A 14,110-nucleotide genomic window follows, 5' to 3' on the forward strand; every position below is an offset into this window, starting at 1 on the left:
TCAGCGAACACCCCGCTAGTATTGCGCGCTACAGTCGTGCCCGCGTCATCTCGTGATCTTCTCGACAGGAGAGCCGTATGCCGTTCGACGCCAGCCTGCCCGCTGCCACCGCGGTGGCTTCGGCACAGCTGCGACTGGATGCCGATCCCATCGACTATGCGATGGTCGCAATCTATTTCGCGTTCGTACTGGGTATCGGCTGGTTGGCACGCCAGCGGGTCTCGTCGAGCATCGACTTCTTCCTCTCCGGGCGCTCCCTGCCCGCCTGGGTGACCGGCCTGGCCTTCATCTCCGCCAATCTCGGCGCGGTCGAGATCATGGGTATGTCCGCCAACGGCGCGGAGTACGGCATGCCGACCATGCACTACTTCTGGATCGGCGCGGTCCCGGCCATGCTCTTCCTGGGCATAGTCATGATGCCGTTCTACTACGGCTCCAAGGTGCGCAGCGTGCCCGAGTTCATGCTGCGGCGCTTCGGTCCCGGCGCGCATCTGGTGAACGCGCTCAGCTTCGCCATCGCCCAGGTGCTCATCGCCGGGGTGAATCTGTATCTGCTCGGCAGCATTGTGAATGTGCTGCTGGGCTGGCCGCTCTGGGTATCGGTGCTGGCGGCGGCGGCCATCGTGCTCTCGTACATCACCCTCGGCGGATTGTCCGCGGCCATCTACAACGAGGTGTTGCAGTTCTTCATCATCGTGGCGGCGCTGCTGCCGCTCACCATTGTCGGCCTGCACAAGGTCGGCGGCTGGGATGGCCTGCGCGACAAGATCATCGAGGGGCCGGGCGGGGCGGAGCAGCTGCACGCCTGGCCGGGCAATGAACTCACCGGATTCACCAGCAATATCGCCTCGGTCATCGGCATAATCTTCGGCCTGGGTTTCGTGCTCTCCTTCGGCTACTGGACCACCAATTTCGTGGAGGTGCAGCGCGCGCTGGCTACGCATTCGATCTCTGCGGCGCAGCGCACCCCGATCATCGGCGCGTATCCGAAGATGTTCATTCCCTTCATCGTCGTTATTCCGGGCATGATCAGCGCGGTGCTGGTGCCGCAGATCGCGGACTTCAAATCCCAGGTGGCCGCGAATCCGGATTACAAGGGCGATGTCACCTACAACCAGGCGCTGCTCTACCTGATGAAGGATGTGCTGCCGAACGGTCTGCTCGGGGTGGGGCTGGCCGGGCTGCTGGCGGCGTTCATGGCCGGTATGGCCGCGAATGTCTCGGCCTTCAATACGGTTTTCAGCTATGACCTGTGGCAGCGGTACGTCAAACCGGACCGTCCCGACCACTACTACCTCTCGGTGGGCCGCCTGGCCACCGTGGGCGCGACGCTCGGCGCGGTCGGCACCGCCTTCATCGCGGGCAACTTCTCCAACATGATGGATTACCTGCAGACGCTGTTCAGCTTCTTCAACGCGCCGCTGTTCGCAACCTTCATCCTCGGCATGTTCTGGAAGCGCATGACGCCCGCCGCGGGCTGGGTGGGCCTGGTCTGCGGTACCGCGGCCGCCATCTTCGTCTTCATTCTGAGCAAGACGCATGTATTCGAATTGTCCGGCCAGGGAACGAGTTTCGTGGCGGCGGGCATCGCCTTCGTAGTCGACATCGTCATCAGCGTCATCGTCACCCAGGTGTCGCGACCGAAACCGGCCGCCGAGCTCGCCGGCCTGGTCTACTCCGAAACCCCCAAGGCCATGCGCACCGACGCGGACGCCGCCACCCTCCCCTGGTACCAGCGCCCCGCCCTGCTCGCCGGTATCGCCCTGGTAATCGTCATCCTCCTCAATATTTTCGTCGGATAGGAAAGGCGTCAAATGCTGTTCGACATCCGCACCATCGTCGGCGGGCTCCTCGCCTGCTACGGCGTAATCCTCATAGTCGTGAGCCTCGCCTACAGCACCGACTTCCAACGCGCCAAAACCGGCGGCATCAACGTAAACCTATGGGCCGGAATAGGTATGACGGTCGTCGGCCTCATCTTCTTCGCCTGGGTCCGCCTCCGCCCCGTCCCCCAGCTCACCGGCGCGGACGACGACACAGAGTAGGTTCTCGCAGTCGGCGCGGTACCCCCCAGCTTCTCCATCGAACCCTTCGGGGCGGGACAGTAGCGGCCGAAGATCAACCTCCGCAGGAGAATTGAAATGATTCTGTTTCGCGTTGGTGCGGGTTGTCTGGTGCCGCAGGGTGATGGCCGTTGAGAAATCAGGCGATACCTTGCGGTCATGCGTGGATTGCATCGCGGGCTCGCGGGTCTGCTACTGGTTCTCGGCGTGGTGGCGATGGGGGCCGGAATGACCCCCCGGTCACCTGCGGCTGGTGGTCGGTGACCGGGGTCTGACGCTGCCGCCCGGTGAGGCCGCCGAATTCGACACCGCCCAACCGCATTGGCTGGGCAGCGCCGGCGGCGGTCCGGTCGAACTGCTGATCCTGGTCGGCCCGCGCGGGATGCGCGCGCACGTGCACCCCGCCCGGGCGTGACCACCGCCGAAGGTGAAAACCGTTGCGGGAAAAGCTACTTCGCCGGAGCGTTGAACGGCTGGTTGATCGTCGTGAAGTACTGCGCCGCGGCGAGAATCGCGACCGGCGCGGTCACGAAGATCTGACCCGCGACGGTGCCGAGGAACCCGACCACGCTCATACCGACGATGCAGCCGACCGCGACGCCGCCGAGCGCGCCGAACATGGCGGTGAGCACACCGGTGACGGTGCCCAGGGTGGCCCCGCCGATGAGGCAGCCCAGCGCCGCCCCGCCGATACCGCCGGCCAGGGTGCCGATGGTGGCGCCCAGTGAGATGGTGGCGGTCATCCGGCTCCAGGCCGCCTGCTCCCGGTCGTATTCGGTCTTCCACGGCGCCTTGTCCTCGAAGGGCAGGGCGACCGGCTGGTACCGCGCGTGCGCGAGATCGAATTCGGGGGTCAGGGTGGCGACGTGATCGGTGATCTCGGCCGCGATGGGGAAGACGAAATCGTCTACCCGGAAGGACAATTCGGTGCCCGCGACGGTAACGCCATTGGCCGCCTTCACCTTGAACACCCCGTCCTCGACCACCATCGAACCCGCGTCGGTCCGAATGATGGTGTTGGTCTCGCTGTTCGTCGCCGTGTAGTTGATGGCGTCGGCTTCGGCGGGCGCGGCGTGCGCGGTGCCCGCGCAGACGCCGAGCGCGCCGGACAGAACGAGGGATACGACGAACTTGTTGAGCTTCATGGAGATGAAAATCCTTGTCTCGGTGCGGGTCAGGTTCCGCACGATAAAGCCGATTCCGAACGCCGGAATCCGCGTCAAGCTATGGGTTACCGGCGGCGCGGCCCAGGGGCCGTGCCGCTCAGCGGTATTCGGGAATCAGACGGTAGCGCGACGGCGGGATGCCAAGCCCACCAGCACATCCAGGATGAGGAATCCGAGCAGCGGAATGCCGATCATCGGTGCGAACCAACCGGCGACCGCGGCCGCCGCCAGGAACGGCACCAGCACGATGAGGGGCGTCTGCCGGATCGCCCCGCGACGCGGCGCCCTGCCCAGCGCGACCTTGCCCGCCGCCTTGGTCGGGCGACGCCGCCACCACATGAGGTAACCGCGCACCACCACGGTGAGCAGTCCGATCATGATGGCGAGCAGCAGCAGCTGATTCAGCAGGCCGAACATCAACCCCATATGGAATTGGATGCCCCAGTTGGTCAGCTTGGCGGCCAGCGGCCAATCCGAGTAGCGCAGGGTATCGGTGACCACCCCGGTGCTGCCGTTCACCGCGACCGAATCCAATGTCAGCACACCGGGCCGGCGCAGCTCCTTGGCGACGAAGGCGGTGCCGTCCTTGGCCGGAACGCTGATCTCCAGCGGCCCCTCCAGCCCGTTGGCGCGCGCCACCGCGAACACGGTGTCGACCAGTGCGGCCTTGTTCGCGGCCGGTGCGGTGCTCGGCGCGGCGCTGCCGTGACCGTCGTGCTCACCACCGGCGGGCATGGCCGGACCGGTGGATCCGGGCAGCGTGGCGGTGACCGCGGGCGTGGTCCAGCTCAGCTCCTCGCGCAGCTTGGCGACATTCTCACCGGCGTATTTGGACCAGGTCATACCGGTCGCCGACAACAGCAGCAGCACCGGCAGAATCCAGATACCCACCACCGCATGCCAATTCAGCGTGCGCGCCCGCGGCCGGGACCGATCGGGCCGCAGCAGCCAGCCCGCCGACCGCTTCTCGCGGCGCGCCCGCACCCGGCGGAACCACAGCACCAGCCCGGCCAGCGCGATCACCCACAGCCAGGACGCGGCGATCTCGCTGTAGTAGCGGCCGACGTCGCCCAGGTGCAGATCCCGGTGCAGTTGATCGATCCAGGTGCGCGTGGGCAGCGCACCCGAACTGCCGTAGACGACACTGTCGCCCAACGGCTTCGCCGTCACCGGATCGATGAACACGGCCCGTCGCTCGGACGCACCGAGCGTGGGATCGCCGAAGATGATCCGGGTGGTGTCACCCGCGTGCTGCGCGGGCGCGACCGCGATCAGCGGCAGGTCCGGGCGCACCGCGGTGCCCGCGGCGATCTGTTCGGACAGCGTTTTGGCCGGTCCGGTCGAATCGGTGTGCAGCAGACCGCGATCGGTCACCGACTCCAGCGTGGGTGACATCGCGTAGAGCGCACCGGTCACCGCGGCAATGAGAATGAACGGTGCGACGAATACACCGGCATAGAAATGCAGTCGCAGCAGCAACGCCTGAAAAGCATTGCTGGCACTGCGTTTTGTCGATCTCCCCGGCGGGGGAGATTCCGAATTCAGGGCAGGCGAAATAGGCGGTGCCGCATCGGCGGCACCGCTCTCTGTGATTGTCACGAGCGGACTTTCTGATGTTCGAGGAGAGAAGAATTCAGACTCGAACGAAAGCCGGTGGACCACGGGTCCGGAAGGCGTCGGCCGCGAGCACGCGCAGCACGACCCGATCGCGATGGGCGATCGGCAACTGCGGCGGTCCGGAAAGGACCGGCAGGGAGATCGATACCGGCAGCGCCCAGGCCAGCACCGTGCTGGCAACCCGATACGCGGCCTCGGCCCCGAGGATCATCACCGCGGCCACACAGGCGGCGGAGACGTGCGCGGCCAGCATGGCCGGACTCCATGGGGACGCGTGGTGATGATGGTGCCCGCTACTCCCGGGCGACCCCCACATCATGCTGAAGTGGCCGAGCAACTGCCCGCCGATCAGCGCGACCACGAGTCCGAGCCAGGTGGTGCGCAGCGCGCCGATACCGGCGACCAGCGCACCCACCGCCGCCGAGGCGGCGATCAGCAGCGTCAGCGCACTGGATTCCAAAGGCGCTGCCCCGGAGATCCAGCCGTGCGCGGCGACCGCCAGCGCTCCGGAAAGCGAACCGGCCGAGCCACCACGCAATATCGCGGCATCACCGCGGATATGCGCCGTGGACCGGCCGGACTCGAAACTCACGCGCTGATAATAGCTGAGAATGCGGGGCCGATTCGCCGCCCCGGCATACTCGCTACCATCCGGAATTACTCGGCGGGAACACTCATTTCGATGAGCGGCTTGCGCAAGAGCTTGCCGGTGGCATTGCGGGGGAGTTCATCGAGGAAGATCACCTCGCGCGGCACCTTGTAGCGCGCCAGGTTCTCCTTCACATAATCCTTGAGCTCCTGCACATCGCGCTTGGAGTCCGGACCCGGAACCACAATGGCGCGCAGCCGCTTTCCGAAATCGCGATCCTCGACGCCGACCACGGCCGCCTCGAGCACATCGGGGCGGTTGGAGAGCAGGTTCTCCACCTCCTGCGGGAAGACGTTCTCGCCGCCGGAGACGATCATGTCGTCATCGCGCCCGTCGATGAAGAGCAGACCGTCGGTGTCGAAGTGCCCGACATCGCCGCTGGACATGAGCCCGTCCACATACTCCTTGGTGCGACCGTCGGTGTACTGCTTGAACGAGTGCCCGTTCTCGATGAAGATCGTGCCGGTCACATTCGGCGCGGAGATGCGCTTGCGGTTCTCGTCGTACAGCGCGATGCGGATACCGACCGGCGCCTTGCCCGCGGTGGTCGGGGCCTTGCGCAGTTCGGCCGGGGTGGCCACGGTCATGACCGCGCATTCGGTGGAGCCGTACACGTTGTAGAGCGAATCGCCGAAGTAGTCCAGGGTGCGGGTGACCACGTCCGGCGGGATGGCCGATCCGGCGGCGAAGAGTACGCGCAGGGTCTCCGAGGGCTGGTACTTGGCGAGGGTCTCGGGCGGCAGATCCAGGATGCGCTGCAACATGGTCGGCACCACGGTCAGGCCCTGCGCCCGATACTTCTGGATATTCGCCAGGGTGGTCTCGGGATCGAATCGCCGCTGCTGGAAGACGACTCGATTGCCCAGGGCGATGGAGATGGTGAACTGCGAGAGCCCGGTGGCATGGAAGATCGGCGCGGCCATCACCACGGTGCTGTTGCGCGGCATGGGAATTCGATCCAGGAACTGCGCGGTGATGAAGGGGCTGACCTTATCGCGGGGCGCGCCCTTCGGGGTGCCGGTGGTGCCGCTGGTCAGAATGACCATGCCGCCCGGCTTGTCGGGCGGGGCCAGCGGCGCGGTGGACTGCCCGGCCGCGATCGAATCGATGGTCGGGATGGACGGATCGGCATTGTCCTTCTCGTCCACCCAGGTCAGGATGCGCGGGATGTCCTCGGGAATGGCGCTCATGAGGTCGAAGAACTCGCTGTCGTGCAGCACCGCCTTGACCTTCTCGCGCGCGGCCACATCCGCGAACTGCGGTTTGGCGAAACCGGTGTTCATCAGCACCGCGCGCACGCCGAGCTTGCCCGCCGCGACCAGAGTGAGCACCATGCCGCGGTGATCGCGGGCGAGGACGCCGATCACGTCACCGGGATTCAAGCCCTGCGCCGAGAGTCCGCGTGCGAAGGCGGAGGACTGCTTGTCCAGCTGCTCGAAGGTCAGCTCACCGCGCTCGTCGACGATCGCCGCCGATTTGGGATTGGTATTGGCGGCGTGCACGACCGCGCCCGCGAAGGGCCCGAACTTGAGCACATTGACCGCCGACCGCACCGCCTGATCCGGGCGCAGTGGATTGAACAAACCTCCGCGCACCATGGCATTGACGCTGAGCGCCGCATCACCCGCTTTACGAAGAACCGTGCCTGCCGACGGAAGGGCTAGTGACATGGGTACAACCTTCCGCGATCCCCCGCCGGACGAGTCGGCTGTCGGACCGCAACCTCGAGATCCAGTGCACTGCTAACCCTAGCAAGCACCCGTGGGCCGGATGTGGCTGAGGTCTCTGATACCGCCGGTAGCGTATAAACCGCCCAGGTCGTGGCGCGGATGACATCAGGGGTGGGCGGGCTCCTCGTATTCGACCAGTACCCGGCGCAGCAGTTTCCCGGTGGCATTGCGGGGCAGTTCGCCGAGGAAGAAAACATCCCGGGGAACCTTGTAGCGTGCGAGATTGCCCTTGATATACGCCTTGATCTCCTCGGGCTCGGGCCGCTGCCCGGGCTCGGGGACGATGAAAGCCCGCAGCCGCTTGCCGAATTCGACATCGTCCACGCCGACCACCGCCGCGTCGAAGACATCCGGGCGTTCCAGCAGCAGGTTCTCCACCTCCTGCGGGAAGACGTTCTCACCGCCGGAGACGATCATGTCGTCATCGCGACCGTCCACGAAAAGCAGTCCGCGATCATCGAAGTGGCCGACATCGCCGCTGGACATATAGCCGTCGATGATCTGCTTGTGCCGTCCGTCGGTATAGCCCTTGAACGGCGCGCCGGAGCGGATGAAGATGCGGCCGGTGACATTCTTGGCCCGCACGCGCCTGCCGGCCTCATCGAAGAGCACCACCTCGCAGGTGGTGGGGGAGCGGCCCGCGGTGCCGGGCGCGATGGCCAGATCCTCCGGCCGCGCCACGGTCGCGATGGCGCATTCGGTGGAGCCGTACAGGTTGTAGAGCACCGGGCCGAAGGCCTCGGCGGCGCGGATCGACAGCTCGGGCGAGAGCGCGGAGCCCGCGACCACAATGCCGCGCAGGGCCGAGATGTCGTACCTGTCGCGAATTCCCTTGTCCAGCTCCACCATTCGATGCAGCATGGTGGGCACCGCGACCAGCATGTCGGCGCGGTGCTCGGCGATCAATCGCAGCGTGCGCTCGGCGTCGAAGCGGCGCGCCATTACCACCTTGTTGCCCAGGCCCGTGCCCACCAGCCAGGTGGCCAGTCCCGTGCTGTGGAAGATCGGCGAGACGATGACCATGGTGCCCTGGGCCGGGAAGTCGATGCGATCGACCATCTGGACGGTGGCCAGTGGCGAGGTCTTGTCGCGCGGTGCGCCCTTGGGCAGACCGGTGGTGCCGCTGGTGAGGATGACGACCCCGCCCGGCTTCTTGGGGCTGGGCAGCGGGGCCTTGGCGTTGGCCGCGATCAAGGTGTCGAGAGTGACCGCGTCCGAGGGTATTTCGGCGTCGCCGTCGACCCAGGTGAGCACCCGGGGCAGCGCGGCGGGCAGCGCGTCGAGCAGGCCGAGGAATTCGCTGTCGTGCAGTACCACCTTCACGTTCTCGCGCTCGCAGACCTGCGCGAACTGCGGTTTTGCGAAGCCGGTGTTCATCAGCGCGACGCGGGCGCCGAGTTTGCCCGCCGCGACCATGGCCAGGATCAGGCCGCGATGATCACGCGCGAGCAGGCCGATCACCGTGCCGGGGGTGACGCCCAGGCGCTGGAGTCCGCGGGCCACCGCGTTCGATTGCTCGTCCAATTCCCGATAGGTCAGTTCGCCGCGCTCATCGGCGATGCCGGGATTGTCCGGCCAGACCCGCGCGGCATGGCGCAGGGCGGTGGCGGGCGGGCCGAAGACCTGTGATTCGCGCATGGTCCGGAGCGTCTCCACCGGTTTGCGTGGATCGGTGATTCCCTTGTCCCGCAAGGTTTTCAAGCCCTGGAGCGCCTCGACGCCGTGGGTGATCCGCTGCTGCGCCGAATTCAGGACCGAGGCCATACGACCACCTCCGAGAGAGTGTGTGGCCCGCCCCCTCGCGCGCGGCGGGTAGCGTCACGGTAACAGCGGCCTGTGATGGGCGTTACACAAATTCGGTCACATCGGTCATTTGCCGCATGTGTGCAGAACGCACCGGGCTCTTCACCTTCCGGACACCCGCCGTACACGGGAATCGACAAGGCTGCGGTGTCCCACTTTCCAGCTTGATGAGGTCCCCGATGGAACTGCTCGAAGTTATCGCCAACATTTTCGCCACGATCATGTCCCAGGCGAGCGGCAGCGCCGCCTGATTCGAGGCGCGCGCCAGCTGTAGGAGATGACGGCCCGCCGGAGTATTCCGGCGGGCCGTCGCCATGTCACAGACCGGTGGTGAGCCCCAGGTGCGCGGTCGCGTCGAGGTCGGCGGCGACCGCCGCGATCTTGCCGCGAATCGCCTGCACCGCATCCGGGCCGAGCGCCAGGCGCAGCGGCGGATTCGCCTGGCCCACGGTGGCTATGACCGCGGCCGCCGCCTTGGCCGGATCGCCCTCCTGCTGCTGATCCGAGGAGGGCAGACCCTCGCGGATCGCGCCGACCGTCTCGGCATAGTCCGCGATCTCACCGCTGATGGCCAGCGCGGCGGGTTTGGCGAAACCGGTGCGGAAGGCGCCGGGTTCGACGATCAGCACCTGGATGCCCAGCGGTGCGACCTCGGCGGCGAGCGCCTCACTGGCCAATTCCAGCGCACCCTTGGCGGCGCTGTAGATGCCGACGCCCGCGAAGGACAAGAAGCCGCCCATACTGCTGACCTGCACGATCGCACCGCTGCGCCGTTCGCGCAGCTGCGGCAGCACCAGTCGGGTCAGGCGTAGCGGGCCGTGGAACATGACCTCCATGGCCTCGCGCAAATCCTGTTCGGTGGTCTCCTCGATCGCCCCGACAATGCCGTATCCGGCATTGTTGACCAGTACGTCGATGCGCCCGGCCTCCTTCACCACGCGTTCGGCGGCGGCCGCGTCCCGCACGTCCAGGGGCACCACCTGCACCCGATCCGGGTGCGCGGCAACGACCTCCGCCATGGATTCCGGGCGCCGCACCGCGGCGATCACCTCATCGCCCGCGGCCAGCACCGCCTCGGTGAAGGCGGCACCGAAACCGCTGTTGGCTCCGGTGATCAGCCAGCGGCGGGGGGTGTGCTCTGCACTCATGATCGATCCTTCTTCGCTGTCCCGGGCGGTCGCCCGGTTTCCCGGTACAAATAATGCCCGGCGCCTACCCGGCCCGGTATGGCCCGGAAGGTGGAATATGGATGCGTGACAGGCGCACTGGGCAATCCCTCGCGTGACCCCCGGCCATTGCCGCGCGGTGAGACGCTCTCGCCGGAGGACCGTCGCCGCCGGGCTCGGTATGGTCAGGGCGTATCGAAGCGGAGCCGCTCTACCGGCTGACCGGTGACCTCCGCAACGAGTTCGAAGTCTTTGTCGGCGTGTTTATCGATCCACTCGGGTCTGGCGCCTGGTGATGATCATGGGGAGTCCGAAGCGGGGGCGCAGGGAGATGAGGGATTGTTCGCGGATGGGGTGGGCGGGGTGGGGTGTGAGGCGGTAGCGCTGGAGGATCATGGCTACCGCCACCTGGATTTCCAGTTCGGCCAGGGGGGCTCCTATGCATCGGCGGGCGCCGCCGCCGAAGGGGAAGTAGGTGTAGGGGAGGGGTTTCGGGTGGTTCGGGGCGAAGCGGTCGGGATCGAAGGTGTCCGGATCCGGCCAGTGCCGGGGGTCGTGGTGGACGGTGTGCGAACTGATGAAAAGGGTGGTGGCAGCCGGGATTCGGTAGCCGCCGATCTCGATTTCGCGGGTGGTCTCGCGCGGGAACATCGGGATGGGCGGGTGCAGGCGCAGGGCCTCGTCGACCACCTGCGAAAGATAGGGCAGGCGAGCGAGATCCGCCGCTTCGGGCGTGCGGCCGTCGAGCACCTCGTCCACGTCGGCGGCCAGGCGCTCGGCCACCTCCGGGTGTGCGGCCAGTTCGTGCAGGGTCCAGGACAGACCGCAGCCGGTGGTCTCGTGGCCCGCGAGCAGATAGGTCTTCAGCTCGTCGATGATCTGCCGCCGGGTCAGCGGGGCTCCCGTCGCCGGATCGATGGCGTCGAAGAGCGCGCCCACCAGGCGATCCGGGGGTAGCCCGCCCTCCAGATGCGCCGTGATCAGCGAGCTGCCCACCCCGTCGAGGACGGCCTGGGTGGCGCGGACCCGCCGCCGCACCGGACCGGGTAGCCAGGCGGGTAGCAGCTGTTCCGGACTGCCGGGGAACATGGCGGCGAGCACATCGCGAATGGTCGGCACCACCTCCGTCGCGCGATCGCTCATATCGATACCGCACAGCACCCGGGTGACCACCTCGAAGGCCAGCCGCATCATCTCCGGCACGATATCGACCGATTCCCCCTGTGCTCCAGCGTCTTCCCAGCGCTGGAACATATCCCGCACCACCGCGGCGATGGTCGGTACGTGGGGGCGCAGATAACCCGCGCGGAAGAACGGCTGGCCCGCGGTGCGCAGCGTGCGCCATTGCTCACCGTCGGTGGTCAGCGATCCCTTACCGAAGAAGAGTTCGAAGCCGCCGTAGACCTTGCCGCGCCGATACGCTCCCGTCTTGTCGTGCAGCACCTGCGGAATCAGTGCCGGACCGGTGATCTGGTGCATGAGCTGCGGCCCCACCCGGAAGCGGGCGATATCGCCGTAGTCACGGTGCAGGCCGCGCATAATGCCCGCGGCATCGGCGCGATAGCGGCGGATGCCGATGGGCAGCCGTGGACCGGGTGCGATTTCGGGTCTGGTCATGGCGCTCACCGCCCCCGCACGCATTTATCGTAAAGATCGGGTAGTCGACCACCGGAGTCATAGGCGGCCTTCAACTTTCGATAGGCGTCACCGCCGTACAGCGCCCAGAACTCCGCCTCGGTGTAGTGCGCGGTGGAGTACAGCGGCTTATGCCCGCCCAGTTCGGTGATCTTGCGCTCGATCAGCCGGTTGTGATGATCGGCGGCCTGCCAGCGTCGCAGCGGCACCGGCCACCAGAAGCCCACGCTCACATACAGCTGTCGTGGTTCGATGGGATAGAGCAGCGCGGGTTCGCGTAATCGCATGGGACACAACCAGACCGGACTGATACCGACCTCGCGCCGGAAGAACTCCAGGAACTCCGGCACCGTCGAGACCGGCAGATCCGCATCCTGGAGCACCCATTCCACCGGCCGCCCCAGCGCCGCGCGCACCCGATCGGTGACCCCGCCGGCGCGGAACCACATCTGTAGCCGCCGCTGCACCGCGGCGGTGCGATACCGGCGCGGCCACACCCGGCGCAGCACCGGATTCTCCAGGCCGAACAGTTTCGAGGTCCAGTACAGGTCGGTATCCCAGCGCCACAGGTAATCCCGGGTGGACAGGTAATCCTCCGAGCGCGTGCGAATGGAGCGGTAGTACACCGCACCGCGCGTGTAGTCGGAAACGTACGGCGGTGCGTCGGTGAAGGTCGCGAGCACCAGATACAGTGCGCCGGAATCGAAGTAGACCCCGTCCACGAAATCGACCGGCTGCCCCTCGAACTGCCGCTCGGCATCGACCCGCCGTAGCGCGGAGACCCACTCCCGGGCCGAGTTCAGCCGCACATGCCGCAGCCGCACAAAGGGTTTCGCCGGTTCCAGCCGCACCCGCAACCGCACCGCGTAGCCGAGCGAACCGTAGGAGTGCGCCATACCGTGGAACAGATCGGCATGCTCATTGTCCCGGGTGGCGGTCACCACCCGCCCATCACCGGTGAGCACATCCATCTCGAGAATGCTGTCGTGCGGCAGTCCGGCCCGGAACGAGGAGGACTCCGCCCCGGTGCCCGCCACCCCGCCGCCGAGGGTGATGGTCTTGCAGTCCAGTACCACCGACGGCAGCATGCCGTGCGCCAGTGTGGCGTCGGTAATGGTCTCGTAGGTGGCCATGCCCTGCACCTCGGCGGTGCGGGCCACCGGATCGACGCTCAATACCCCGTCGAGTCCGCGTACCTCGAGGCTCGCGCCCCGGTGCCGCCGCCGCGGTCGATACAGATTCGAGCCGCGTTTGGCCAGGCGCACCGGCTGCTCGGCGGGCAGCGCGGCATACCGCCCCGCCAATTCCGCCACGGCCCGTTGATGATCCGCCATGCGCCGCTCATCGCCGCTGCGCCGCCGACCCGTCTCGGACCGGGAAGCCGGCCCCGCGCCGTACCCTTGCTCCGCCATGTCGACCCCTCGTGCGTGCCGTCCGAGCGCTGTGAATCCCGCACGCTCCCTTGACTTTCCACGCTATCGACGAAGCCCGCGAATATCGTCGGTCAATAGTGGAACTTCGCCCTCAACGACTGTTGAGCAGCCCGCTCGCATGCGCCAGCGCCACGGCCTGAAAAGCCCGATCCAGGTCCAACTTCCGCAGCATATGGTGAATATGCGATCGCACCGTCACCTCCGCCACCACCAGGCGTTCGGCAATCCCGCCGACCGTCATCCCACCCGCCAGCAGACTCAGCACCTGCACCTCGCGCGCGGTGAGCACCGACCGCAGATCCACCCCCGATCGCACCGTCTCCGGCCGCTCGGCGGGCATGAGGTGGGCGAGCAATCGCGCGGTCACAGTCGGCGACAGCAAGGCGTTCCCGGCCGCGACTTCCCGTATCCCGTAGGCGATCTGCGCGGGCGGATCCTCCTTCAGCAGAAACCCGCGCGCACCGGCGCGCAACGCGGCCGCCGCACCATCCAGACAGCCCCGATTCGCCAGCACCAGCACCGGAACCCCGGCCGCCAGCGATGCCTCCACCAACTCACCCGAGGCACATCCGGCCGCCCCCGTGAGCGCCGAGGTATCGGCCACAATCACATTCGGCTCCAACTCGGCCATCGCGCAGGCGGCCGTGGGCCCATCGCTGAACTCCCCGACCACCGCCATACCCGCCTCTGCCCCCACCACCGCCCGCAACCCCACCCGGACCAGTGGTTCCCGCTCACACAAGAGCACGCGAATCATCATGCGCCAGCCCTTCTTCCGCGACCCTGGACACTCCCGTCCAGCATGACACCGCCCACCGACACATTCCGGCCCGTGCGCAGCGCCACCG

General features: G+C 66.9%; 12 protein-coding genes. 3 read left to right on the plus strand and 9 right to left on the minus strand.

The genetic code is table 11. From position 1 onward, the window contains the following. The first annotated feature begins 77 nt into the window (after positions 1-77). From NA10_RS09705 to NA10_RS35415, 3 genes are all read left to right on the plus strand, one after another. Positions 78-1,802: a sodium:solute symporter family protein gene (locus tag NA10_RS09705; protein ID WP_067566277.1), complete on the plus strand. Its 1,725-nt coding sequence runs from the start codon at positions 78-80 to the stop codon at positions 1,800-1,802. A 12-nt stretch (positions 1,803-1,814) separates the two neighbouring features. Beyond that, the gene (locus tag NA10_RS09710; RefSeq protein ID WP_067566280.1) at positions 1,815-2,045 is read left to right on the plus strand and encodes a hypothetical protein; all 231 of its coding nucleotides are present in this window, start codon (positions 1,815-1,817) and stop codon (positions 2,043-2,045) included. 271 nt (positions 2,046-2,316) lie between these two features. Further along, a complete protein-coding gene (locus NA10_RS35415; RefSeq protein ID WP_307188384.1) occupies positions 2,317-2,478 on the plus strand; it encodes a cupin domain-containing protein in 162 nt (53 codons plus the stop codon). A gap of 34 nt (positions 2,479-2,512) precedes the next feature. Here NA10_RS35415 and NA10_RS09715 read toward each other — a convergent pair whose 3' ends face one another. The 9 genes from NA10_RS09715 to NA10_RS09755 form a co-directional block, all read right to left on the minus strand. After that, positions 2,513-3,208: a DUF8020 domain-containing protein gene (locus NA10_RS09715; RefSeq protein WP_067566540.1), complete on the minus strand. Its 696-nt coding sequence runs from the start codon at positions 3,206-3,208 to the stop codon at positions 2,513-2,515. Between the two features lie 135 nt (positions 3,209-3,343). After that, a complete protein-coding gene (locus NA10_RS09720) occupies positions 3,344-4,828 on the minus strand; it encodes a PepSY-associated TM helix domain-containing protein (protein WP_084514466.1) in 1,485 nt (494 codons plus the stop codon). A 34-nt stretch (positions 4,829-4,862) separates the two neighbouring features. Beyond that, positions 4,863-5,438 (minus strand): hypothetical protein, encoded by a 576-nt coding sequence (locus NA10_RS09725; RefSeq protein ID WP_084514467.1) that lies wholly within the window; start codon positions 5,436-5,438, stop codon positions 4,863-4,865. Between the two features lie 65 nt (positions 5,439-5,503). After that, positions 5,504-7,165 (minus strand): acyl-CoA synthetase, encoded by a 1,662-nt coding sequence (locus NA10_RS09730; protein ID WP_067566283.1) that lies wholly within the window; start codon positions 7,163-7,165, stop codon positions 5,504-5,506. Positions 7,166-7,330: 165 nt separating this feature from the next. Further along, the gene (locus NA10_RS09735; RefSeq protein ID WP_067566287.1) at positions 7,331-8,989 is read right to left on the minus strand and encodes an acyl-CoA synthetase; all 1,659 of its coding nucleotides are present in this window, start codon (positions 8,987-8,989) and stop codon (positions 7,331-7,333) included. 356 nt (positions 8,990-9,345) lie between these two features. Beyond that, positions 9,346-10,176, minus strand: coding sequence for an SDR family NAD(P)-dependent oxidoreductase (locus tag NA10_RS09740; protein WP_067566291.1), 831 nt, complete (start codon positions 10,174-10,176; stop codon positions 9,346-9,348). Between the two features lie 282 nt (positions 10,177-10,458). Further along, a complete protein-coding gene (locus NA10_RS09745; RefSeq protein ID WP_169812558.1) occupies positions 10,459-11,811 on the minus strand; it encodes a cytochrome P450 in 1,353 nt (450 codons plus the stop codon). Positions 11,812-11,816: 5 nt separating this feature from the next. After that, positions 11,817-13,163, minus strand: coding sequence for an FAD-binding oxidoreductase (locus NA10_RS09750; protein ID WP_067566297.1), 1,347 nt, complete (start codon positions 13,161-13,163; stop codon positions 11,817-11,819). Positions 13,164-13,353: 190 nt separating this feature from the next. After that, positions 13,354-14,010, minus strand: coding sequence for a LuxR C-terminal-related transcriptional regulator (locus NA10_RS09755; protein WP_169812559.1), 657 nt, complete (start codon positions 14,008-14,010; stop codon positions 13,354-13,356). Positions 14,011-14,110: the final 100 nt, after the last annotated feature.

Source organism: Nocardia acidivorans NBRC 108247, assembly GCF_001625085.1.
GTDB classification, from domain to species: domain Bacteria; phylum Actinomycetota; class Actinomycetes; order Mycobacteriales; family Mycobacteriaceae; genus Nocardia; species Nocardia acidivorans.

Coding starts and splice junctions, on each gene's coding strand:
- NA10_RS09705 (WP_067566277.1), top strand. CDS start 78: ATGCCGTTCGACGCCAGCCTGCCCGCTGCCACCGCGGTGGCTTCGGCA.
- NA10_RS09710 (WP_067566280.1), top strand. CDS start 1,815: ATGCTGTTCGACATCCGCACCATCGTCGGCGGGCTCCTCGCCTGCTAC.
- NA10_RS09715 (WP_067566540.1), bottom strand. CDS start 3,208: ATGAAGCTCAACAAGTTCGTCGTATCCCTCGTTCTGTCCGGCGCGCTC.
- NA10_RS09730 (WP_067566283.1), bottom strand. CDS start 7,165: ATGTCACTAGCCCTTCCGTCGGCAGGCACGGTTCTTCGTAAAGCGGGT.
- NA10_RS09735 (WP_067566287.1), bottom strand. CDS start 8,989: ATGGCCTCGGTCCTGAATTCGGCGCAGCAGCGGATCACCCACGGCGTC.
- NA10_RS09740 (WP_067566291.1), bottom strand. CDS start 10,176: ATGAGTGCAGAGCACACCCCCCGCCGCTGGCTGATCACCGGAGCCAAC.
- NA10_RS09745 (WP_169812558.1), bottom strand. CDS start 11,811: ATGACCAGACCCGAAATCGCACCCGGTCCACGGCTGCCCATCGGCATC.
- NA10_RS09750 (WP_067566297.1), bottom strand. CDS start 13,163: ATGGCGGATCATCAACGGGCCGTGGCGGAATTGGCGGGGCGGTATGCC.